The organism is Kribbella yunnanensis (assembly GCF_039529655.1).
In the GTDB taxonomy this organism is placed as follows: domain Bacteria; phylum Actinomycetota; class Actinomycetes; order Propionibacteriales; family Kribbellaceae; genus Kribbella; species Kribbella yunnanensis.
In genome coordinates this window covers 1-21,484 of record NZ_BAAANF010000030.1, presented here as the reverse complement: position 1 = coordinate 21,484, position 21,484 = coordinate 1, and the positions used below count along the sequence as shown (strand labels likewise).

Annotated in this window: 21 protein-coding genes; 12 read left to right on the top strand and 9 right to left on the bottom strand. The window is 67.8% G+C overall.

All coding sequences use genetic code 11. The features are described 5' to 3' along the window. The 3 genes from ABD231_RS39520 to ABD231_RS39510 all read left to right on the top strand — a co-directional run bounded on the left by ABD231_RS39520 (window position 1) and on the right by ABD231_RS39510 (window position 2,633). Window positions 1-252 carry a DUF4229 domain-containing protein gene (locus ABD231_RS39520; RefSeq protein ID WP_344164709.1) on the top strand — a complete coding sequence of 84 codons (252 nt, stop codon included), beginning with the start codon at window positions 1-3 and terminating at the stop codon, window positions 250-252. Between the two features lie 170 nt (window positions 253-422). Further along, window positions 423-1,025: a TetR/AcrR family transcriptional regulator gene (locus tag ABD231_RS39515; protein ID WP_344164706.1), complete on the top strand. Its 603-nt coding sequence runs from the start codon at window positions 423-425 to the stop codon at window positions 1,023-1,025. A 66-nt stretch (window positions 1,026-1,091) separates the two neighbouring features. After that, window positions 1,092-2,633: an MFS transporter gene (locus tag ABD231_RS39510; protein WP_344164703.1), complete on the top strand. Its 1,542-nt coding sequence runs from the start codon at window positions 1,092-1,094 to the stop codon at window positions 2,631-2,633. Window positions 2,634-2,693: 60 nt separating this feature from the next. Here ABD231_RS39510 and ABD231_RS39505 read toward each other — a convergent pair whose 3' ends face one another. Both ABD231_RS39505 and ABD231_RS39500 read right to left on the bottom strand, forming a co-directional pair. Continuing rightward, window positions 2,694-3,164: a GNAT family N-acetyltransferase gene (locus tag ABD231_RS39505; protein ID WP_344164700.1), complete on the bottom strand. Its 471-nt coding sequence runs from the start codon at window positions 3,162-3,164 to the stop codon at window positions 2,694-2,696. Window positions 3,165-3,508: 344 nt separating this feature from the next. Next, window positions 3,509-4,528: a M48 family metallopeptidase gene (locus ABD231_RS39500; RefSeq protein WP_344164697.1), complete on the bottom strand. Its 1,020-nt coding sequence runs from the start codon at window positions 4,526-4,528 to the stop codon at window positions 3,509-3,511. Between the two features lie 141 nt (window positions 4,529-4,669). Here ABD231_RS39500 and ABD231_RS39495 point away from each other — a divergent pair, with 141 nt between their 5' ends. The 3 genes from ABD231_RS39495 to cds1 all read left to right on the top strand — a co-directional run bounded on the left by ABD231_RS39495 (window position 4,670) and on the right by cds1 (window position 7,328). Further along, window positions 4,670-5,299, top strand: a complete 630-nt coding sequence (locus ABD231_RS39495) for a M23 family metallopeptidase (RefSeq protein ID WP_344164694.1) — start codon at window positions 4,670-4,672, stop codon at window positions 5,297-5,299. Between the two features lie 65 nt (window positions 5,300-5,364). Next, on the top strand, window positions 5,365-6,159 hold the full coding sequence (locus ABD231_RS39490) for an SLATT domain-containing protein (RefSeq protein WP_344164691.1): 795 nt from the start codon (window positions 5,365-5,367) through the stop codon (window positions 6,157-6,159). A gap of 53 nt (window positions 6,160-6,212) precedes the next feature. Continuing rightward, window positions 6,213-7,328, top strand: a complete 1,116-nt coding sequence (gene cds1 / locus ABD231_RS39485; RefSeq protein WP_344164688.1) for an L-cysteine desulfhydrase Cds1 — start codon at window positions 6,213-6,215, stop codon at window positions 7,326-7,328. 517 nt (window positions 7,329-7,845) lie between these two features. Here cds1 and ABD231_RS39480 read toward each other — a convergent pair. After that, complete coding sequence (locus tag ABD231_RS39480) at window positions 7,846-8,718, bottom strand: 1,4-dihydroxy-2-naphthoate polyprenyltransferase (protein WP_344164685.1); 873 nt, start codon at window positions 8,716-8,718, stop codon at window positions 7,846-7,848. A 36-nt stretch (window positions 8,719-8,754) separates the two neighbouring features. Here ABD231_RS39480 and menE point away from each other — a divergent pair, with 36 nt between their 5' ends. From menE to menD, 3 genes are read left to right on the top strand one after another with little or no spacing between them, the layout of a single operon-like run. Next, complete coding sequence (menE, locus tag ABD231_RS39475; protein ID WP_344164682.1) at window positions 8,755-9,834, top strand: o-succinylbenzoate--CoA ligase; 1,080 nt, start codon at window positions 8,755-8,757, stop codon at window positions 9,832-9,834. After that, window positions 9,831-10,757, top strand: a complete 927-nt coding sequence (locus ABD231_RS39470) for an o-succinylbenzoate synthase (RefSeq protein WP_344164679.1) — start codon at window positions 9,831-9,833, stop codon at window positions 10,755-10,757. Before menE ends, ABD231_RS39470 begins: the two co-directional genes overlap by 4 nt. Then, window positions 10,754-12,394: a 2-succinyl-5-enolpyruvyl-6-hydroxy-3-cyclohexene-1-carboxylic-acid synthase gene (gene menD / locus ABD231_RS39465; RefSeq protein ID WP_344164676.1), complete on the top strand. Its 1,641-nt coding sequence runs from the start codon at window positions 10,754-10,756 to the stop codon at window positions 12,392-12,394. The genes ABD231_RS39470 and menD overlap by 4 nt, the downstream gene beginning before the upstream one ends. Here menD and mptB read toward each other — a convergent pair. The 5 genes from mptB to ABD231_RS39440 form a co-directional block, all read right to left on the bottom strand. Further along, window positions 12,342-13,790, bottom strand: a complete 1,449-nt coding sequence (mptB, locus tag ABD231_RS39460; protein ID WP_344164673.1) for a polyprenol phosphomannose-dependent alpha 1,6 mannosyltransferase MptB — start codon at window positions 13,788-13,790, stop codon at window positions 12,342-12,344. The genes menD and mptB overlap by 53 nt on opposite strands. 44 nt (window positions 13,791-13,834) lie before the next feature. After that, entirely contained in the window at window positions 13,835-14,632 is a 798-nt protein-coding gene (locus ABD231_RS39455) for an ABC transporter permease (RefSeq protein WP_344164670.1), read from the bottom strand. Further along, window positions 14,629-15,624 (bottom strand): ABC transporter ATP-binding protein, encoded by a 996-nt coding sequence (locus tag ABD231_RS39450; protein WP_344164667.1) that lies wholly within the window; start codon window positions 15,622-15,624, stop codon window positions 14,629-14,631. Before ABD231_RS39450 ends, ABD231_RS39455 begins: the two co-directional genes overlap by 4 nt. A gap of 164 nt (window positions 15,625-15,788) precedes the next feature. Continuing rightward, window positions 15,789-16,409, bottom strand: a complete 621-nt coding sequence (locus ABD231_RS39445; protein WP_344164664.1) for a PadR family transcriptional regulator — start codon at window positions 16,407-16,409, stop codon at window positions 15,789-15,791. A gap of 22 nt (window positions 16,410-16,431) precedes the next feature. Beyond that, on the bottom strand, window positions 16,432-18,027 hold the full coding sequence (locus tag ABD231_RS39440) for a carboxylesterase/lipase family protein (RefSeq protein ID WP_344164661.1): 1,596 nt from the start codon (window positions 18,025-18,027) through the stop codon (window positions 16,432-16,434). Window positions 18,028-18,174: 147 nt separating this feature from the next. Between ABD231_RS39440 and ABD231_RS39435 the strand changes: the two genes are divergently transcribed. Genes ABD231_RS39435 through ABD231_RS39425 form a run of 3 tightly spaced genes read left to right on the top strand, consistent with a single transcriptional unit; the run spans window position 18,175 to window position 20,616 of the window. Next, window positions 18,175-19,032, top strand: coding sequence for a GNAT family N-acetyltransferase (locus ABD231_RS39435; RefSeq protein ID WP_344164658.1), 858 nt, complete (start codon window positions 18,175-18,177; stop codon window positions 19,030-19,032). After that, a complete protein-coding gene (locus ABD231_RS39430) occupies window positions 19,029-19,865 on the top strand; it encodes a GNAT family N-acetyltransferase (protein WP_344164655.1) in 837 nt (278 codons plus the stop codon). The genes ABD231_RS39435 and ABD231_RS39430 overlap by 4 nt, the downstream gene beginning before the upstream one ends. Continuing rightward, window positions 19,852-20,616, top strand: a complete 765-nt coding sequence (locus tag ABD231_RS39425; RefSeq protein WP_344164652.1) for a GNAT family N-acetyltransferase — start codon at window positions 19,852-19,854, stop codon at window positions 20,614-20,616. Before ABD231_RS39430 ends, ABD231_RS39425 begins: the two co-directional genes overlap by 14 nt. A gap of 102 nt (window positions 20,617-20,718) precedes the next feature. Here the strand turns inward: ABD231_RS39425 and ABD231_RS39420 are convergent, their stop codons facing one another. Continuing rightward, the gene (locus ABD231_RS39420; RefSeq protein WP_344164649.1) at window positions 20,719-21,336 is read right to left on the bottom strand and encodes an MBL fold metallo-hydrolase; all 618 of its coding nucleotides are present in this window, start codon (window positions 21,334-21,336) and stop codon (window positions 20,719-20,721) included. Window positions 21,337-21,484 lie beyond the last annotated feature (148 nt).

Here is a 21,484-nt window from a genome sequence, read left to right as displayed (position 1 = left end):
GTGAAGGAATTCGCCATCTACACCGGCCTGCGGGCCGGGCTGTTCGCGATTTGTTTCGCGGTGCTCTACTTCCCGCTGCGGAACCAGTTGAGCGTCTTCCCGCTGCTGCTGGTGGCGCTGATCATCTCGTCGATCTTGTCGATCTTCGTCCTCCGGGCGGCCCGGGACCGGTTGGCCGGGAAGATCGAGCACCGCGCCGGCAAGATGTCGCAGCGGATCGAGCAGGCCCGGACCGCCGAGGACGACCAGTAGCGGTGCCCCGCTTCTGACGCCGTACCACTGCATCGAGTGGTACGGACAGTGACGCACGCCACTTTTCTGCTCCCCGAAAATCTTTTGTGCATTCGTTCACATGAGGCGTAACGTGGTGGATAGAACGAAACGGTTTCGTTCTATCTGCAATCGGACGCTTACTCAGGGTGATGATGATCGAAACTGCACGGCAGCGGCCGCGGGTCGAGGGTGGTCGCGAGGAAGAGATCCTCGAGGCGACCGTCACGGTGCTGGCCGAGCTGGGCTACGACCGGCTGACCATGGACTCGGTCGCGACGCTGGCGAAGGCCAGCAAGGCGACGCTGTACCGGCGCTGGTCGACCAAGGCCGATCTGGTCGTGGACGCGATCAGCCGGACCAAGGGCTGCCCGCTCCCGGAGGATGTCGACACCGGCAGCCTGCGGGGCGACCTGATCGCGATGTCGTGCGGCGAGGGCGGGTTCACCGACGAGCTGCCGATGTCGGTGATCGCCGGGCTGGTGACGGCGCTGCACCGCGACGCCGATCTGCAGAAGGCGTTCCGGGAGCGGTTCCTGGCACCGCGGCAGTCGATCAGCGCGGGGGTGTACACCCGGGCGGTCGCCCGCGGTGAGATCGGTCCGGACGTCGACATCGAGATGCTCTCGGTGACGCTGCCGGCCGTGATCGTGCACCAGGCCTACATCCTCGGCGAACAGCCGACCGAGGAACTGATCCTCCGAGTGATCGACCACATCATCCTGCCTGCGGCGCGGGGGTCGCAGGCAAGCTGACCGGCGAGGGGCTGGTCGGCGCATCCGTGAGGCCGATGAGGCACAGTGCAAGAGGGGAAATCATCCATGTCCGAAGACGTCGTGAAGGGCGATCGCCCGACCGACACGGTGACCGAACACGGTCACCGCAACCTAGGTATCGCGCTGGCGTTGATCAGCATGGCGCAGCTGATGGTGGTGCTGGACGGCACCGTCGTCAACATCGCCCTGCCGCACATCAAGGACGCCCTGGGCTTCACCGACGCCACGCTCACCTGGGTGGTCAACGCCTACGCGCTGGCCTTCGGCGGTCTGCTGCTGCTCGGCGGCCGCATCGGTGACATCCTCGGCCGCCGCAAGGTGTTCATCTTCGGTGTCGTCCTGTTCGGGGTGGCATCGTTCGTCGGCGGTATCGCGCAGAGCGAGAGCGTGCTGCTCGCCAGCCGGATCCTGCAGGGTGTCGCAGCGGCTGCTGCCTCGCCGAACGCGCTGGCCCTGATCACCACCACCTTCCCGGCCGGCAAAGAGCGCAACCGCGCCATGGCCGTGTACGCCGCGATGTCCGGGGCCGGTGCGGCCGTCGGACTGATCCTCGGTGGCGCGCTGACCGAGGTGTCGTGGCGCTGGACCTTCTTCATCAACACGCCGATCGGCATCATCGTCGCCGTACTGGCCTTCCGGTACCTGGGGGAGTCGGCGCGCCAGAAGGGCAAGTTCGACCTGCCGGGTGCGATCACCGGCACCGTCGGTCTGACCTCGCTGGTCTACGGTCTGACCCGCGCGGGATCCAAGGGCTGGGGTGACACCTGGACGCTGGCCTTCATCATCGCCGGGGTGGCGCTGATCGCGGTGTTCCTGCTCATCGAGGCTCGTTCGCGGCACGCGCTGATGCCGTTCCGGATCCTCGCGAACCGGACCCGTGGCGTCAGCTTCTTCGTGATGCTGATCGTCGGTGCGGCGATGTTCTCGATGTTCTACTTCCTGGGCATCTTCGTGCAGGCGATCATGGGCTACAGCGCGATCGTGACCGGTCTCGCCTTCCTGCCCTTCAGCGTCGGCATCGTGATCGCGGCGCAGCTCGCCTCGGTCCTGGTGGCGAAGATGGACCCGCGCTGGATCTCCGGTGCCGGTGGACTGTTCGTCGCGGCCGGTATGTTCGGATTCAGCCGGCTCGAGGTCGACTCGTCGTACGTCACCGCGCTGCTGCCGTTCATCCTGCTGCTGTCCTTCGGTATGGGCCTGATCTTCGTGCCGCTCACGCTGACCGCGGTCAGCGGTGTCGCGGACGAGGACTCGGGTGTGGGTTCCGCCGTACTGAACACGGTCCAGCAGATCGGTGGTGCGATCGGCCTGGCGCTGCTCGGCACGGTCTCCACCAACGCGATCAAGGACAAGTTCACCGAGCTGGCCCCGGGCCTGCAGAAGGCCGCCGAGGCCGGGCAGTCGCCGGAGCAGATCGGCGTCCTGCAGAAGCAGTTCGAGGCCGTGGCCACCACGCACGGATTCACCCGGGCGTTCCTCTGGTCGACCTTCCTGGCCCTCGGATCGGCGATCATTACCCTGATCGGTCTGTCGGTCAAGCACAAGGACCTCGCCGGCGACGGCAAGACCCCGGTGCACATGGGCTGACCGGCCCCGCCTGCTGAAAGGCCCGCTTCCCGGGAGGGGGGAAGCGGGCCTTTCTCTGTTCTAGAGGCTTTTCTGCATGATCATTTCGGTCCGGTCATCCTCTTGGTGGCTGCCGGTCACGACGTACCCGGTGCGTTCGTAGAGGCCGATCGCCTTCTCATTGCCCTCAGCAACCATCAGCTCGAGGGTGTGGGCACCGCCGGTCCGCGCACCGTCCTCGACCCAACGCATCAGCAGCTCGCCGACGCCCTTCCCGCGCCCGGCCGGCGCGACGAACATCGAGATCAGCCCGACCACGCCGTCCGCATCCCCGGGAACGCCGCTGGCCATGCCGACCGGCGTACCGTCGAGGTAGACGACCGCGTTACGGGACCCAGCGAGCTCCAGCCGCGCCCGCCACTTCTCTTCGGGTGCATCCACCCAGTCCGCCAGCTTCGAGCCGAACGCGTACGGCGCGTCGGCGAGCGCCGCCAGCCTGAGCTCGCGCCAAACCTCCCAGTCGCCGGACCCCAACTCCCGAACCTCAACCATGCCGCCCAGCATCCCCCACCACCCTCAACCCCCGCACCCACATTTCCCACCACCCACCCCGTTCCACACCCACCCCGTTCCACTCGCATCCCGCCAGGCACCCCGTTTCGATGGGCAACCCCGTTTCGATGGGCAACCCCTCAGCTGAGGGGATATCCACGGAGATGGGGGGTTGCCTGCTCAGATTCTCAGTGGGCAACCCCCCAGGTGAGGGGATATCCATCGAGTTGGGGGGTTGTGGTGAGTGAGCGGGGTGGGGTGGGTGGGGCGGGAATGGGGAGACCCCGCGCCGGAGGGGCGCGGGGTCGGTGGGGGTGCGGGTGGTGAGCGGGGCGGGCGGGTGGCTAGCGGGGCGGGCGGAGTTTGTCGGAGACCCAGTCGCGGACGCCGCCGAGGCCGTCGCCGAGATCGCGCAGCAGCTTCGCGAGCGGATCCTGCGAGCGGGCGAACGCATCGCCGTACGACTTGGCGGCGTTCTTCGCCTCCTGCGACATCGAGGCGGTGGCGTCGTCCTGGCGCTTGGGGTAGTCGCCGGAGACGATCGTCGTGTACTCGCCCTCGTCCACCCAGCGGCGCAGCTCGTGCGCGCGGATGACGGCCAGCGGGTGCGACTGCGCCTCGAGGAGCAGCAGCTTCAGCACGCTGTCCCGCAGGTCGCCGGAACTCTCGTACTCCGTGCCTTGGGCGAGGAAGGTCGTGGTGTCGAGCTCGGCGAGCTGACCGCCGCTGGCCAGCTTCATCTGCACGCGGAGCGCGACAGCCGGGTCCTGTACGGCGAGGAGCCCGGCGCGGTCGCCGGACAGCTCGGCCTTGCGGGACCACTCGTGCAGCGCGGCGATGATCGCCCGGATGCCCAGTGCGCCGATCGGCATCCAGTTCATCGCACCGGTCAGACGCATCAGCCAGAACAGCAGCGACTGGTAGAGCGCGTGACCGCTCTGCGCGTGCCCGAGCTCGTGACCGAGGATGAACCGCAGCTCCTCCTCGTCGAGCCCCTGCAGTAGGGCGCTGTTGACGACGATGATCGGCTTGTCCAGACCGATGGTGAACGCGTTCCAGATCGGGCTGTTGGTGATGTAGAGCTCAGGAAGCTGCCGTACGTCGAGAGTGCTGCCCGCCTCGGTGTAGAGCCGGTGCACCCGCGGGAACTGGCGCTCGTCGACCCGGATCGCCGATCCGAGGAACTGCAGCCGCACCGCGCGCTCGTCGATCAGCCCAGAGATCTTCCGCAACACGAAGTCGAACCCCTTGAGCTGCCGCAGCGCCACCAGAGCGCCCCGGTCCGCCGGGTGCTCCCACGCGCGCGAACTGATGTCCGTCAGCGTGACCCTGCTCCTGGTCGGCCGGTCCTCGTTGTTGGTCATCATTCCCCCACAGGTCGTCGTGTGCGTCCCAAGGTAGCTCGCTCCGGGGGTCTGACCGACTTTGGCCGGATTGCGGGTAACTGCAAACGCGGACTGTCACGCTAGTGAGGACAAACTCTCCAACCGCCCCTGGAGGACGACATGATCCGCCCTGTCCTCAGTGCAGTCGCCTTGGCTGCCCTGACCCTCACACCGGCACTCCCCGCCGGCGCCGGTGGTGCCGGCGACCCTGCACCGGCCCCGACGAGCTACATGGCCCAGCGAGCCGCCGTACCGGCTGCCAAAGCCGCTGCGGTCCGCGCCCAGGTAGACATGGCGCCGCTCGCGCGTCCGCTACTCCGAGTGCCATTCCGCTGCAACGAGACCTGGTCCGGTGCGAGCCGCTCCGGCCACAGCCCGTCGTACTGGTCCGTCGACCTCAACTGGGGCGCCGGCCGCGACGACCTGGGCAAGCCGGTCAAGACCAGCGCTGCAGGCACCGTGGTGCGCTCGGCGTACGACGCCGGCGGCTACGGCAACTACATCGAGATCGCCCACGGCGACGGCTGGCACACCCTCTACGCCCACCTCCAGAGCCGCGCAGTAGGCGTCGGCGCCACCGTCACCGACAGCACCCAGATCGGCCGCGTCGGCGAAACCGGCAACGTCACCGGCCCCCACCTCCACTACGAACAGATCAAGGACGGCGTCGTAGTAGCCGCCCTCTTCGGCACCAGCACCTGGGTCGACTACCCGGGCCCAGCCGGCTACAGCCGAATCCGCGACTGCTGAATCACCCCAGCGCGCCGACCCGTTAGGGTTGCGGGTCGGCGTGCACGGTCGAATGGGGAGAGCTCGTGGCAACCGGTGTCGAGAACCTGCTGGAGCTCAACCGAACCCTGCTGACCCTCGAACGACGACTACGCCAGGCCCGCGCGGTCCGACGCTGGGTGCGAGGCGCGCTTGTGGCGCTTCCGATCGGCGCCGTCGGCTCAATCCTGCTGTCAGCATCTCCTGACTTCGGTGCGACCAAGAAGATCATCGAAGCACCCTTCTGGATCATGCTGTTCGGAGGGCTCATCAGTCTGGTGGGCTACTGGTTCTATCGGCTGGACAAGGACTCATTGCCTGCGCCCGAAGCGGTCGAGCTCGATCTCGCCGTACAGCGCGAGTACAAGGCGCATCTGCTGGCTGGGCTGGCAGGGCAGACCCTGCCGCGGCAGTACGCCTACTGGGATGAGCTCGGCGCTGAGCTCGAGACGCTGCGCAGGGGTGCAGCTCGCTACCGCCGCGTCAACAACTACCTGCAGTCGACTGTGATTGTCGGTTCACTGGCTGCGACCGCTGTGACGAGCCTTTCGCTGGCCGACGAGGCACTCCGATGGGCTGGAGTCGGTACGACGTTCGCCGTCGGACTGGCAGCCGGGTTCACCGGCTATTTCAAGTTCCGGGAACGGAGCTTCTATCTGCAGCAGACGGCCGACGCGGTGGAGTACGAACGGAACTGCTTCAACCTGGGGATCGGGCGCTACAAGGGAAAACCGGAGCAGCAAGCGCTCGTGGAGTTGGTCGAGGAGGTCGAGCGGTTGCGGGCTGAGCAGCGCAAGCGTGAGCAGAACATCGATCAGCCTCCGGAGCGGGCGGCCGGCTGACTCCCCGGGCGCAGGAATACCCATTTCTTGACGGAGCACCTAGCCTGCTGCGCATGAGTGACAGCGGGGTGTGTCGTGAGGTGGACCGTCGGGACGACAAGGCGCGCGCCTGGGTGTCGGAGGCGGTCCGGATCGTCGAGGCGGATGCGAACCGGAGTGCGGACACGCATCTGCACGTGTTCCCGATGCCGGCTGTTACCGGTGTGGACCTGTATCTGAAGGACGAGTCGGTGCACCCGACCGGGTCGCTCAAGCACCGGCTGGCGCGGTCGCTGTTCCTGTACGCACTGTGCAACGGGTGGATCAGCGAGGGCACGCCGGTGATCGAGGCGTCCAGCGGGTCGACCGCGGTCAGTGAGGCGTACTTCGCCCGGTTGCTCGGGCTGCCGTTCGTGGCGGTGATGCCGGCCTCGACCAGCCCGGAGAAGATCGAGCTGATCGAGTTCTACGGCGGCCGCTGCCACTTCGTCGAGCGCTCCGGCCAGATCTACGGCGAGGCCAAGCGCCTGGCCGAAGAGACCGGCGGGCACTACATGGACCAGTTCACGTACGCCGAACGCGCCACCGACTGGCGCGGCAACAACAACATCGCCGAATCGATCTTCGACCAGCTCTCGCTCGAGCAGCACCCGGTCCCGACCTGGATCGTCGTCGGCGCCGGCACCGGCGGCACCTCCGCCACCATCGGCCGCTACGTCCGCTACCAGCGCCACGACACCTCGGTCGCCGTCGTCGACCCCGAGAACTCCGCGTTCTTCCCCGCCTTCGAATCCGGCGACAACGACTTCGCCACCGGCCGCCCCTCCCGCATCGAAGGCATCGGTCGCCCCCGCGTCGAACCCTCCTTCGTCCTCGGCGTCGTCGACCGCATGATCGCCGTCCCCGACGCCGCCTCCATCGCCGCCATGCAGTTCTGCTCCCGAGTCACCGGCCGCCTGGTCGGCGGCTCCACCGGAACCAACCTGTGGGGCTCGTTGCGCCTGGCCGCCGAGATGCGCCGTACCGGAACCCGAGGCAGCATCGTCACCCTGCTGTGCGACAGCGGCGAACGCTACGGCAACACCTACTACGACGAAGCCTGGCTCCGCACCAGCGGAATCGACATCACCCCGTACCTAGCCACCCTCGACACCTTCGCCACGACTGGCGAGTGGGCTGAACCCCAGTAGATCTTCCCCCAGCGTGCTACGCAGCCGCTCGTTCGTCGCTCCCACCCACCCCCTCGAAAGCACCGGGCCGGTGTACTTCGGCACGTGACCCACTTGCGGGGCGGATGCGGATCGGGGGGAGTCGCCACGCGAGATCCCGGGGATGGTGGGCGCGTGCGAGAGCCGGGGGTGATGGGCGCCTGCGGGATCCCGAGGGAGGGCGCTCGACGGGATCCCGGGGTGGTGGTGGCCCCGCGAGATGCGGGACGTGGTGGGCGCTCGCGAGATGCGGGACGGGGTGGGCGCTCGCGGGATCCGGGGATGGTGGGCGTCGGCGAGATCCGGGGAGCGGCGCCCGGCGAGATCCCGGAGGTGATGGGCACCCGCGAGACCCCGGAGGTGGTGGGTACATGCGACTTGGTGGCGGGTCAGGTGTCGCGAAGGACACGTAGTAGTCGGAGGGCGTGGGTTGGTTCACGCTCGCGAGGTCAGCCCGCGCGGGCGTTCGGGCGACTACTACGTGTTCTTGCCGACGGTGTTAGGAGGCGATGAAGAGGCCTGCGGTTAGGCCTATGGCGTAGAGGAGTTCGGTTAGGCCGGTGGCTTGGAGGACGGGGATCAGGGCTGGGCCTACGGCGTCGCTGAGGACTGGGCGGATGGCCTTGATGGCTAGCGGTACCGCGATGAAGGCTAGTAGGGCCCAGGGGGTGGCGAAGGCGGAGGCTATGGCCAGGAGGAAGGCTAGGGCTACTAGGGCGGCGTAGAGCTTTCGGGAGCGGGCTGCGCCTAGGACGACGGCCAGGGTGCGCTTGCCGGTGACGGTGTCGGTGGGGATGTCGCGGAGGTTGTTGGCGACCAGGAGGGCGCAGGCGATTGCGCCGACGGACACAGCACCGGCTACTGCTACCCAGCTGAGCTTTTCCGCCTGGACGAAGGTGGTGCCTAGTACGGCGACCAGTCCGAAGAAGAGAAAGACGCTGACCTCGCCTAGTGCGCGGTAGCCGTAGGGGCGTTTGCCGCCGGTGTAGAACCAGGCACCGATCAGGGAGGCGGCGCCGGCGACCAGGAGCCACCAGCTGGAGGTGGCGCAGAGGACGATGCCTAGGGCGGCGCCGACACCGAAGCAGGTGAACGCTGCGGTTTTCACCTGTCCCGGCGTGGCGACCTTGGAGCCCACCAGGCGCAGTGGGCCGACTCGGACCTCGTCGGTGCCGCGGATGCCGTCGCTGTAGTCGTTGGCGTAGTTGACGCCGATCTGTAGGGCCAGGGCGACGCCCAGGGCTAGCAGGGCCTTCCACCAGACGAAGGCGTCCAGGTACGCCGCGGCTCCGGTTCCGACCAGGACGGGAGCTACGGCGGCGGGGAGTGTGCGGGGTCGCGCGCCTTCGATCCACTGCGCAGGGGTGGCCATGGACAGAGATTCTTTCAGCCGTACGCTCGGACTGACATGTCTACCCTCCATCTGGTCCCCGGTACGCCGGACGCCGTGCTCCGCGCGCTGACCGGCGTACTGGATGGCAGCGGCCCGCCGTTTGCCCCGGTACCGGCGGATTTGGCGGCTGCGGAGCGGGTACGGCGGGCTGCGGCGCCGGACCGGCCGTTGGAGGACGACTGTGCGGTCGTGCTGACCACTTCGGGGTCGTCCGGTGAGCCGAAGGGGGTCCTGCTGTCGCGGGACGCGCTGGTGGCATCGGCCGAGGCTACGCATGAGCGGCTCGGCGGCCCGGGGCAGTGGCTGCTGCCGATGAAGCCGTATTTTGTCGGCGGTCTGCAAATCCTCACCAGGTCCGTGGTGGCCGGTCAGTCGCCGGTGCTATTGCAGGACAGCTTCAGCGAGGCTGCCGCGACCATGACCGGCTCCCGTCGCTACACCGCGATGGTGCCGACCCAGCTGGCCCGGTACCTCGAAACCGATCTCGACGCGTTACGCAGCTTCGACGCGATCATCATCGGTGGCGCGGCCACTCCGGCTGCGCTGAAGACCCGTGCGGCCGAAGCCGGCGTCACCGCGATCCCGGCGTACGGAATGACCGAGACGGGCAGTGGGTGCGTGTACGCCGGTCAGCCGCTCACCGGGACGTCTGTCGACCTCGACGACTGCCGCATCCTGATCAAGGGCAGCACGCTGTTCTCCGGCTACCGCCTGCAGCCTGAGCTGACCGCAGAGGTGTTGCGGGACGGCTGGTTCCGCACCCAGGACCGGGGCGAGCTCGTCGACGGCCAACTAAAAGTGATCGGTCGCATCGATGACGTAGTGATCTCCGGGGGAGTCAACGTCACCCTGCCGACCGTGCAGGCGCGACTGCTCGAACATGCGGATGTGAAGGACGCTGTGGTGCTGGGAGTACCCGATGCGGAGTGGGGGACCCGAGTGGTCGCGTATGTCGTGGGCGAACCGAGCCTGGCCGAGCTGCGGGACTTTGTCGCCGAGGTGCTGCCCCGAACGTGGGCCCCGCGCGAAGTGCATCACTTGGACGCACTCCCGATGCTTGCCTCCGGCAAAGTAGATCGGCAGGCATTGCTGTGATCACGTACTCGATCGGCCTGAAGAACAAGTTCCGTGGCATCACCGTTCGCGAAGGCATGCTGTTCGAGGGCCCGGCCGGCTGGGCGGAGTGGAGTCCGTTCCTGGACTACGACGACGCCACCGCCGTCTCCTGGTTGCGCGCCGCACATGAGGCCGCGTACGACGGCTGGCCCGCGCCACTGCGTGACGTCGTACCCGTCAACTGCACGGTCCCCGCCGTCAGCCCCGAGAAGGCCGCAGCGATCGTTCGATCATCCGGTTGCCGCACCGCCAAGGTGAAGGTCGCCGAGCCTGGTCAAACGCTCAAAGACGATCTCGAGCGCGTCGAAGCCGTGCGGGATGCGATCGGTAATGGTCAAGTGCGCATCGATGCCAACGGCCTCTGGTCGGTCGATCAGGCTCTGCATGCATTGACCGAGCTGTCCCGTTTCGATCTCGAGTACGTCGAGCAGCCGTGTGCCGCGGTCGAGGACCTGGCCGCGGTACGGCGGCGTACCGACGTGCTCGTAGCCGCGGACGAGTCGATCCGCCGGGCCGAGGATCCGTCGCTGGTCAAGAAGCTCGACGCGGCCGATATCGCGGTGCTCAAGGTGCAACCGATCGGCGGCGTCCGAGCCTGCCTGGAGATCGCGGAACAGATCGGTCTCCCGGTCGTCGTGTCGTCGGCCCTCGAAACCTCGGTAGGTATCGCTGCCGGAGTCGCCCTGGCAGCTGCCCTGCCGGAGCTCCCGTATGCCTGCGGCCTCGCCACGGTCTCCATGTTCACCAGCGAAGTGGTCAGCGAGCCGCTGCTGCCGGTGGACGGCTTCTTGCCGGTCAAGCGGGTGCAGCCGGACCAGCTCGAAGCCAACCGGGCCGACCCGGAGCGGACTGCGGTGTGGGAAGAGCGCCTGACCCGAGTGCAACAGAGGAGTGCCCGATGAACCCGTCCACTGCGTTCGCCACCGTGGTGGTCGACGAGCTGATCCGCTGTGGTGTCCGGGAGGCCGTGGTCTCGCCAGGCTCCCGCAGCGCCCCGCTGGCCCTCGCTCTGGCCGAGGCGGACCGCACCGGCCGGCTGCGGCTGCACGTCCGGATCGACGAGCGTACGGCGGGTTTCCTGGCCATCGGACTGATCCGCGGTACCGGTCTGCCGGTGCCAGTGGTGACGACGTCCGGTACGGCGGTCGCGAACCTGCACCCGGCTGTCCTGGAGGCGTCGCACAGCGGACTCCCGTTGATCGTGCTGAGCGCGGACCGGCCGCCCGCACTCCGTGGTGCCGGAGCCAACCAGACGACCGATCAGCTCAAGGTCTTCGGCTCATCCGTGCGACTGTTCCACGAGATGGGCACTCCGGTCCGAGAGTTCGGCCAGGTCGCGTACTGGCGCTCACAAGTCGCCAGGGCCGTGGCCAATGCCACAGGTGCTCGCAACGCCGACCCAGGGCCGGTGCAGCTCAACTGCCCGCTCGCCGAACCTCTGGTGCCAACGGCCGGTGAGGACTGGCCCGAGCCGCTGGATGGCCGCAGTACTGGGCCATGGACCGCAGTGCACGCAGCAGCCGGCCAGCCGTCGACCGTGGCACCCGGACCGAGGACAGTGGTCGTTGCCGGCGACGGGGCCTCGCAGGCGGCGCGATTGGCGGCCGAGGGCGGTCGCTGGCCGCTGTTCGCCGAACCGTCCAGCCGGTCCAGGACCGGGCCCGCTGTCATCTCGGCCTACAGGTTGTTGCTGCAGGCAAGCGATCTCACGAATGAAATCGAGCGAGTGCTGGTGTTCGGGCACCCGACGTTGTCCCGGCCGATCTCCAAGCTGCTGGCGCGCGCCGACGTCGAGGTGATCGTGGTCGCGCCGACCGGCCTCTGGCCCGACCCGGCCCGCCGTGCCTCGGCCGTGGTCACCGGGCTCGAGGTCGCCGGACCGGATGTAACCAACTGGTTGGAACGCTGGCAGCAGGCCGACCAGCTCGCGCGCCCGGCGATCGACAAACTGCTCGCCGACGATCTCACCGGACCGGGGATCGCCGCGATCGTCGGCGCCGCCGCCGGAGCCGACGGCATGCTCGTGGTCGCCTCCTCGAACGCGGTCCGCGACCTCGACCTGGCCCCGGTCGTGCCGATCCGGACCATCGCCAACCGCGGTCTGGCCGGGATCGACGGCACCATCTCGACCGCGATCGGCGCCGCCCTCGCGAACGCCGGACCGACGTACGCGCTGATTGGCGATCTCGCTTTCCTGCACGACTCGAACGGGCTCATCATCGGCCCGGACGAGGCCCGCCCAGACCTGCGGATCGTCGTGGTCAACGACAACGGGGGAGGAATCTTCTCCACTCTCGAGCAGGGCGACCCGACGCACGCGTCGCACTTCGAGCGCGTCTTCGGTACGCCGCACAACACCGACCTGGGCGCACTCTGCGCGGCGACTGGAACGCCGTACCAGCTGGTGGAGAACGCTGCGGACCTACAGGCCGCACTGGCGGCCACAGTGGCCGGTGTCGATGTGATCGAGGCCCGCGTGCCGCGGACTACGCATCGACCGTTGGCTGCGGAGCTGGTTGCGGCAGTTCGGTCCGTCTGACCACACGTGCCGGGTGCAGCTTGCGCAGCCGGTTGAGCAGCGGTGCGACGACCGCGATCACCAATGCGGTCGTGGTGAGGATCGGAATGGTCGCACCGCGCAGTGACGAGTTCAGCGGCGCAGCGATCGTGAAGATCAGGCTGACCGCAGCGATGGTGGTCACCAGCCGCCGGCCTGGCCGGGCGACGGCCAGGAACGGCAGACACCACAGGAAGTACCAGTCATGCGCTGTTGGACCGAGCAGCACGATCGCCAGCAACGCAATACCGACTGCACGCGCCGCATGATGGATCGACGACCGCAGACTCAGTACGGCGATCAGTGTGATCGCCAGAAGCATTCCGGCCAGCTTCACAACTTCCAGAGACTGCTCCGCCGCAGTGTCCTGGCCGAACAGAGCCAGTACGCCGTGGGCTGCGTCCCCGACCAGGTTGGCGATCGAGAACGGCGACCGAACCAGTCCTGGTACGTCGAGCGCGTTCAACCAGCCCGAACCGACACCGGTGAACGCACCGATCGTCACCAGCGACAGCACGGACACCACGCCGGCAAGAGCCAGACTCGCGAACCGCGACAGCCGTCCGGCGAGCGGACTCATCACTGCGGCAATAGCGATCACCACCAGCCCACCAGGGAGCTTCACCGCGGCAGAGACGCCGGCCACGACCGCCGCCGTACCCCAGTGGCCTGTGAGGGCTAGCGCGAAGGCGCTGCAGGCCAGACCGAGCATGAGGATGTCGTTGTGGGCAGCGCCGATCCCATGCATGAGCAGCATCGGGTTGGCGACCACCAGCCAAGTTGCGAACACCGGATCGACCCGACAGGCCCGCGCCAGCCGCGGTACGGTCCAGGCGATCAGCACGATGCCGATGACCGCGAGCAGACGATGCGCCAGCATCAGCATGTACGGATCCATGGTCAGGCGGGCCACCAGACCGCCGTACGCGAGCGGCAACGGCCCGTACGGCGCTGGTGTCTCCATCCACCGTGGGTCGACCGCCTCGACGATGGGGCCGGACAGTGCGGCCGGACCGACCGCATAGGGGTCGAAACCCTCGGCCACCAACGCCCCCTGGGCAGCGTAGCTCCACGCGTCCCGGCTGAACAGTGGCGGGATCAACAGCAGCGGCAGACTCCAGTACGTCGCCATGCGCACCAGCCGCGGTTTCTGCCCGGCCATGACGTTGCGGCCGACCTCCAGCCACGCCCACGCCATCAGCCCGAGCCCGGCGACCATGAACGCCAGTGCGATCATCCGGCCGGCCAGTGTGGTGCGCAGATCGCCAGTGACCGGGAACGTCGCCACCCATGACGAAGGAGGCACTACCGAGGTCACCAGACTGGTTATGGCGACGACGACAGAGCCCACCAGTCCACGGATCAAAGGTGAGCGCACGGCCGGACGTTACTCCGGCCGTGCGACCTACTGATGAACAGGAGCTAAGCGGATTCTTTCCGGAAGGTACGAGCTCCGACGGCCAGGCCGATGACGGTGAGCAGCACGACCCAGAACAGCCCCCAGAGCGCCGCACTGCTGGCGACCTCACCCCGGAACATCGCCCGGACGCCGTTGACCACGTGTTTGAGCGGACTGATGTCAGACAGCCGCTGCAACCAGGTGGGACCGATCTGCATCGGCAGCAGGATGCCGGACAGCAGCAGCAACGGCATGGCGATCCCGTTGAGCAGCGGGGCCAGTGCGTCCTCGCTCTTGGTGATGAGCGCCACCGAGTAGGACAGTGACGCGAACGTCGCGCCGAGCAGCGCCACAATCACCAGTGACAGCAGCACGCCCTTCCATGGTGCCCGCAGTCCGAGTGGCAGCGCCGCCAAGAGCAGCAGCACCGACTGTGCGACCAGTACGACGACATCCCGCAGTACTCGGCCTGCCATCAGCGCGATCCGGGAGGCCGGGGTCACGCGGTCGGCCTCGATCACGCCGGCCCGGTACTCCGCGATCAGCCCGAAGCCGACGAACATCGCGCCGAACATGCCGAGCTGGACGATCAGACCGGGGATGAACACCTGGTACGCGTTCGTGGTCGCGCCCTCGCTGATCTGCGCGGTGATCGGCTTGAGCAGCGGACCGAACAGGAACAGGTACATCAGCGGCTGGCTGAGCATCAGGATCGACCACATCGGGTTCCGCAGCGACAGCCGCATCGCCCGGTTGAACACGATCCACGTCTCCCGCAACACGTTGCTGCCGCGGACCGGAGTCAGTACGTCGACGCTCATGCCGCAACCTCCTTCTCAGCCGGCTCGGTGGATGCGGTGGCATCGTCGTCGCGGAGCGAGCGTCCGGTCATCGTCAGGAACACGTCGTCCAACGTCGGGCGGTGCACCTCGACGCCGGTCAACTCGATGCCCTGGGCATCGATCGACCGCAGCAGGCTCGGCAGCACCGCACCGCCACGGGGAATCCGGAACCCGACCGAGTCACCCTCGGCCTCGACCTCCACGGCGCCGTCCAGCTCGCGCACGATCTTGCTCACCGCCGGCGCCTGTGCGGCGTCGGCGAGCTCCAGCCGGACGCCGTCGCCGGAGACCTGCTGCTTGAGCTCTTCCGGGCTGCCGGAGCCGACGATCTTGCCGTGGTCGATGACCAGGATGCGGTCGCAGAGCGCGTCCGCCTCGTCCAGGTAGTGCGTGGTGATGAAGATCGTCGCGCCGCGCGCCCGCAGCCCGCGGATGTGCTCCCACAGGTTCGCGCGGGCCTGCGGGTCGAGGCCGGTGGTCGGCTCGTCCAGGAAGATCAGCTTGGGGTCGTGGATCAGCCCCATCACGATGTCGAGCCGCCGCCGCTGCCCACCGGACAGCGTCTTGCACTGCCGACGCCACAGCCCCTGCAGATCCAGCTCCTCGAACAGCCGCTGGCCGCGCGCGGCCGCCTCGGCCTTCGGTACGCCGTACAGCCGGGCGTGGTCGACGACCTCGTCACCGGCGATCGCCTCGGGCAGTGTCGACCCGCTCTGCGGGACATAGCCGATCCGGCGGCGGACGCCCACCGGGTCCTTGGCCAGGTCGCACCCGGCCACTGTCGCGGTACCGCTGGTCGGCTGGATCAGAGTCGCCAGCATCCGCATCGTCGTCGTCTTACCGGCCCCGTTGGGCCCGAGGAAACCCACGATCTCGCCGTCGGCGACCGCCAGGTCCACCCCCTGTACCGCCTGCACCGGCCCCCGCCGGGTCTTGAACGTGCGGACGAGTCCGCGAGCTTCGATCATCATGTAGCCAGTCTGCTCAATCAACCTTGAATAGTCAAAGTTGAATATCCGCCCCCCGATGGTTCCCCTCTCATGGGTAGACCCATCCGACGGTGGGTTGGCCAACGCGAATCCGGTGGGCCAACCCACCATCCGATGGGTGTACCCACCAGACGGGGTGGGAGGGGCTAGGGGGTGGGGCGGTCGCGCCATTCGGCGATGAGGGCGGGGTCCGGGTTCCAGTCGGGGGGCTCGCCGGCGAAGGAGTAGTCGCCGGCGGCGACGCGGTCGCGGAATTCGCGGGTCCAGTCGAGCTCGCCGCGGTCGCGGGCGGCGGCGATGCGGAGCATCTCGACGACCTGGTTCGGCGTCCCGGGGTCGGTCTGGATCTGCCGCTCGTTGAACGGGGCCGCCTTCAGCCGGGCCTCGATCTGGGCGATCCGCGCCTCCAGTGCGGTCAGCACCTCGTCCCGCTGGAGGGTCCACAGGAAGCTCAGCGCGGCCTGCATCCGGTCCGGGTGGAAACCGTCCACCGCCCACAGGTGGTGTCGCAGCAGCGAGAAGAACTCGGTCTCGCCGTCCACTGTGAGCTTGTACGACGTCCGCCCGGGCCGGTGGCCTGGACCTTCCTCGAGCTCGGCCAGGTACCCGTGCTTGGCCAGCGTCCGCAGTCCTGTGTAGATCGACCCCGGATTGATGTTGGCCCAGTCCTGCACGTTCCAGGTGAGCAGCTCGCGGCGCAGCTGGTACCCGTAGGCCGGCTGGAAGATCCGGACGATCCCGAGCAGCAGCAACCGCGTGGTGGACATGTCCGCAGTGTAATTCCGAGCCTTAGCGGTAGATGGCCTGCCAGAACGCGTACTGGTGATCGGCGGCGAAGTTGATCGGCCGGACACGACCGGGGGCGAGGCTCTGGGCGGTGTTGCCGTCAGTGGGGGACCAGTGCGGCGAGCCGGGACCGTTCGGCGTACCGGTCCGGGCGAACTGGGTCCAGTAGCGAGTCATCTGGTCGGCGAGCTGCTGCTGCGACTGTGTTAGCTGCCGACCGGCGAAGTAGTCGGTGTCGAACTGGTACTGCAGCTCAGCGGCGTGGAACGCACCGGTCGGGAAGGTCGGCTGCGGGCTGTTCGCCACCCAGGGAGCATTCGCGTCGGCGAACTCGTAGGCGTACGTCGGCACCTGTCGGCGCAGCGCTCGGCTGACATCGCTCACAGACCGCGCGAAGTTGGCGTCAGTGACGACAGCCGACCAGGCCTCACTCAGCGAGCCATAGTTCGCGGCCGGATAGTGCGCCAGCACCTGCACCGCTTTCGCCGTACCGACATAGGCGGTGACACGGGCGGCGTACTCGGCCTCGTCTTTCATCGGAGGGACGCCGTACTGCTGCTGTGCCGCCTCGAACGTGCGGTACTCGTCACGAGTCATCCCCGGCATCACCGGGACCTTGTTGAACCGTCCGCTGGTCAGTGCGTCGACCGGGGCGAGCGGGAGCACCCCGCCACCCCCGTACACCGGTGCGAACCCGTACTCCGACTTGGTCAGCAGCTGCTCTGTCGACAGACCGCGCAAGCAGGCCGCCGCGGTAGCGGTGTCGGCACAGCCGAGGTCGGTGGCCACCGACACCCCCTGTGTCTCAGCCATCGCACGCGGGCGCGGCAACCAGCTGGTGCTCCAGCTGGGCGTGCCGTCCCATTCGGTCCAGTTGTTGACCGTGCACGGGCCGCTCTGCACGATCGCTCGCTGGAACAGTCCGGCTGCGGCCGGCGACGCCAGCTGGGCGCAGGTGCTCATGCCTCCCGCCGACTCACCGAAGACCGTCACGTTGCGCGCATCACCGCCGAACGCTGCGGCGTTCCGCTGGACCCAGCGCAATGCGGCCTGCTGGTCCTCCAGTCCGAAGTTGCCAGAGCGCCCCGTACCGTCGAGCGCCGGATGGTCGAGGAAGCCGAAGATGCCCAGCCGGTAGTTGATCGTCACGACCACTACGTCGCCGCGCCTCACGAGGTCGTACGGCCGGTAGATCGCGCCGGACCCGTTCCGGTAGCCGCTGCCGTGGATCCACACCATGACCGGCAGCTTGCGGGCCTGCCGCGGGCTGGTCACGTTGACGAACAGACAGTCCTCGCTGGTGCTGGCCTTCTCGCCGAAGATGCCTGCGTTCTGCGCACATGCGGCGCCCGGGGTCGTCGCGTCGCGCACAGTGCGCCAGGCCGCGGCCGGACGGGGCGAGCCCCAGCGGTCCGCACCGACCGGCGGAGCGGCGTACGGAATGCCTTGGAACTCCCGTACGCCGTGGGTCAGCTTGCCGCGGACGGCGCCCTTGTCCGTCACGACCACCGGCCCGTCGGCAGCGGCCGCGGTCGCGACCGGACCGGCCGCGAGCAGCGTGCCGACGGTCATGGCGAGTACTGAACCCAGCTTGATCATCACGGTCTTCTTCCGTTGGAGTGGCTTGCACCAACACTCCCGGTAATCCGGTGCGCACTCGATGGTCGTCACCCCCGGACCCAGGTGGACTTTCCCCTACCCAAATGGGTTCGCCGGTGGCACTCAGGGAGGCGTAGTCTCCCGACCATGCGCGTCCAGGTGACCAGTGACCCGGCTGACTTCTCGGAACTCGTCTTCCCTTTCCTGCAACAGGATCCGGTGCTGAACACGGTCATCCTCAGCAACGTGCACGAACGGGCCGTCGGCATCCGGCCGGCCGACGACATCCCGCCGTACTTCGTCTCTGTCCACGATGAAGACGTGGTCGGAGTCGCGATGCGGACGGCCGGGCGCGGGGTGTACCTGGGGTCGCTGCGCGCGGACCTGGTGGACCTGGTGACCGATCGGTATCTCGAGCTGTACGACGGTGTGGTCTCCGAGGGCGTGTACGACGAAGTGGTACCGGGCGGAGTCGCCGGTGACGCGGCCGCGGCGCACCGGTTCGCGGAACGCTGGTGTGAGCGGCGTGGCGGTCAGGTGGCAGAGGCGATGCGGACCCGGCTGCACAAGCTGATCACTCCGGCGCAGCTGACCGCCGAGGCCGGAGTCGCGCGACTGATGCAGTCCGAGGACATCGACCTGGTCGCGGCGTGGGGGCGGGACGGGTTCCCGGAGCTGGGCGACGACACTCGCGATTGGGCTGAGCACAAGCTGGCCGAGAACACGATGTGGATCTGGGAGGTCGACGGCGAGGCGGTGAGCATGGTCGGCTACCACCGACCGATCTTCGGCGTCTGCCGGGTCGGTCCGGTCTACACGCCGCCGGAGCACCGGCGTCATGGGTATGCCGGTGCGCTGACCAGCTACGTCACGGCGGAGATCCTTGCTGGCGGCAACGAGGCGTGTCTTTACACGGATCTGGACAATCCGACCTCGAACAAGATCTACCACGAGGCGGGGTATCGTCCGGTCGCCGACTTCGTGGTCCTGGAGTTCACCTCGTGATCGCGCGGGCGACGTACGACGCTGCGGCGTTTCAGGAGCTGGTTTTCCCTTATCTGCAACGTGATCCGGTGCTCAACACCTCGCTGCTGACGAATGTCGCTGACCGTGTTCGAGGGATCATGAACGATCCGGAACCGCCGGTCCTCGTGTCCGTGCACTCCGATACCGACGAGGTGATCGGGGCGGCCATCTGGACGGCGTTGCGTGGGATCGGCCTCGGCGGTCTGCCGGTCGAACTGGTGCCGCCGGTGGTCGACGTACTGGCTGAGGTGATGCCGGGTGCTCGGACTGTGCACGGGGCGGAGGAGTCGGCGCGGTTGTTCGCCGAGCTGTACGGCGCTCGCGTCGGGCGGGCGTTTGCTGTCGTCGACCGGTCCCGCCTGCACGTTCTTGGTGACTTCGTCGAGCAGAAGTCCGAGGGGGCGCCGCGACTCGCTGTCGATGGTGACCTGGACACGTTGACGCCGATGTTCGGCGCTTACCGCCTGGAGGTCGGTCATTCTGCGGAGGGCATCGATGCTGACCGTGATTGGCTGCAGCAGCGCGTGGAGAGGCGGCGCCTCTGGGTCTGGGAGGACGAGGGGATCGTGACGATGGTCGGTCATCAGAGTCCGGTCTTCGGGGCGGTTCGGGTCGGGCCGGTCTACACGCCGGTGGAGCATCGCGGTCATGGGTATGCCAGCGCGCTGACCGCGCAGGTCACTCGGCACCTTCGTGACGCGGGTGATCAGGTCTGCCTGATGACCGATCTTGCGAATCCGACGTCGAACAAGATCTATGCCGCGATCGGTTATCGCCCGGTGCAGGACTTCGTCGGGTATGCGTTCACCTGAACACCTTGCCCTGCTGGAGGAACTGGATCAAGGCGGGACTCTGGTCGAGGTCCCCGGCGGGTTCGCGGTCGCACGAGAGCCGCGGGGGATCCGGTTGGGCGACGTACCGGATCCGCCTTCCGCTCTGGTTGCCGCGCTTCGCAAGGTGGCGCCGCACTCGACCGGCCTCGAAGGCACAGGTGAACCCGCTGGACGGTTTGCCGGGGCGCGGTCGGTTGCCACGGGCAAGCAGTTCCACGAAGTAGGCGGTGTTCGCCTGTACCGCCTGACCGAGCTGCGTCCACCGCGAGCCGTCGGCACACCTCGCCTGGCCGAAGCGGCCGACGTACCGGTGTGTGCGGAGTGGCTGGATGAAATGGGTCGCACCGAGGACGAGCGCCGGGGTTGGGTCCCCGGCGACCGAGCCGCCGACCTGACTGCAGCCGTCCACAAGCTGATCGAGACCCACCGCCTCTGGCTCCTCGAGGTCGACGGCGAGCCCGTGACGCTCGGGGGACACCGCCCGGTACTGCACGGCGTCGTACGCCTAGGCCCGATCTACACCCCCGCCACCCACCGCCGCCACGGCTACGGCACCGCGATGACCGCCCACCTGGCCCAGCTCTTCCATCCCCAGGCCGAGGTGGTCCTCCGCGCCGACCTCGCCAACCCCGACTCCCATCGCGTCTACCAACGCCTCGGCTTCACCCCCGTAACCGACCTCCGCCGTTTCACCGCCGACCCACCGCACCACCCCTCCGCTCCCATTTGAACGGATCTCCGTTCAGGTCGCCCCTTCTCCCCTCAAAACTTGAGGGGAGAACCAGCACATTGCGGGGATATCCGTTGAAATGCGCGTGGAGGAGGCGCGGGGTTAGGCGATGGTGAGGGAGTCGCCCTGGGCGAGTTTGCGGTAGGGGCGCTCGTTGGAGTTGAGGAAGCGGGGCATCATGCCGAGGCCGATCTCCGACAGGAGACCGTCGTGGATGCCGACCAGCTGCTCGGCCTTCACCGTGCGCGCGTAGTCGACTGCCGGCGGGAGGGCGAACCACGGGCCGGAGATCGGGACCAGGTTCGTGTGTACGGCGCGGTCGGGCTGGGTGAAGGAGTCGCCGGGGTGGTAGACCGCGTCGTCGATCAGGAACCCGACGTTCTCGCACGGCACGCCCCACTCGGGCAGGATCACCGCGTGGTCCTTGCCGTACGCACTGACCGCGAACCCAGCCGCGTCAAACGACTGACCACCTTCGACGACATGCACGCGATCACCAAGCTCGGTGAGCTGCGCGGCGACACCGGCGTTCGTGTAGACCGGCACGTTCAACGCCTTCACGCGCCCGATGTCGAGATGGTCCTGGTGCTCATGCGTGACCAGTACGGCGTCAGCTCGCTCGAACACCGCGTCCTCACTGAATGAACCCGGGTCGACGAGCAGCGTCTTCCCATCCTTCTCGAGCCGAACACAAGCATGCGCAAACTTCGTCAGCTTCATCACAACCCCAGCCTAGTGACCGTCCCGCGCAATTCCAGCCCGCCGCGGACCGAGCGTGCGACAGCTTGAGCATCAGTGATGATGGTTGTGGCTCTTGGCGGATGACTCGCTTGAGCACTGACGACGCTGTCTTTGATGGGATCCGTCT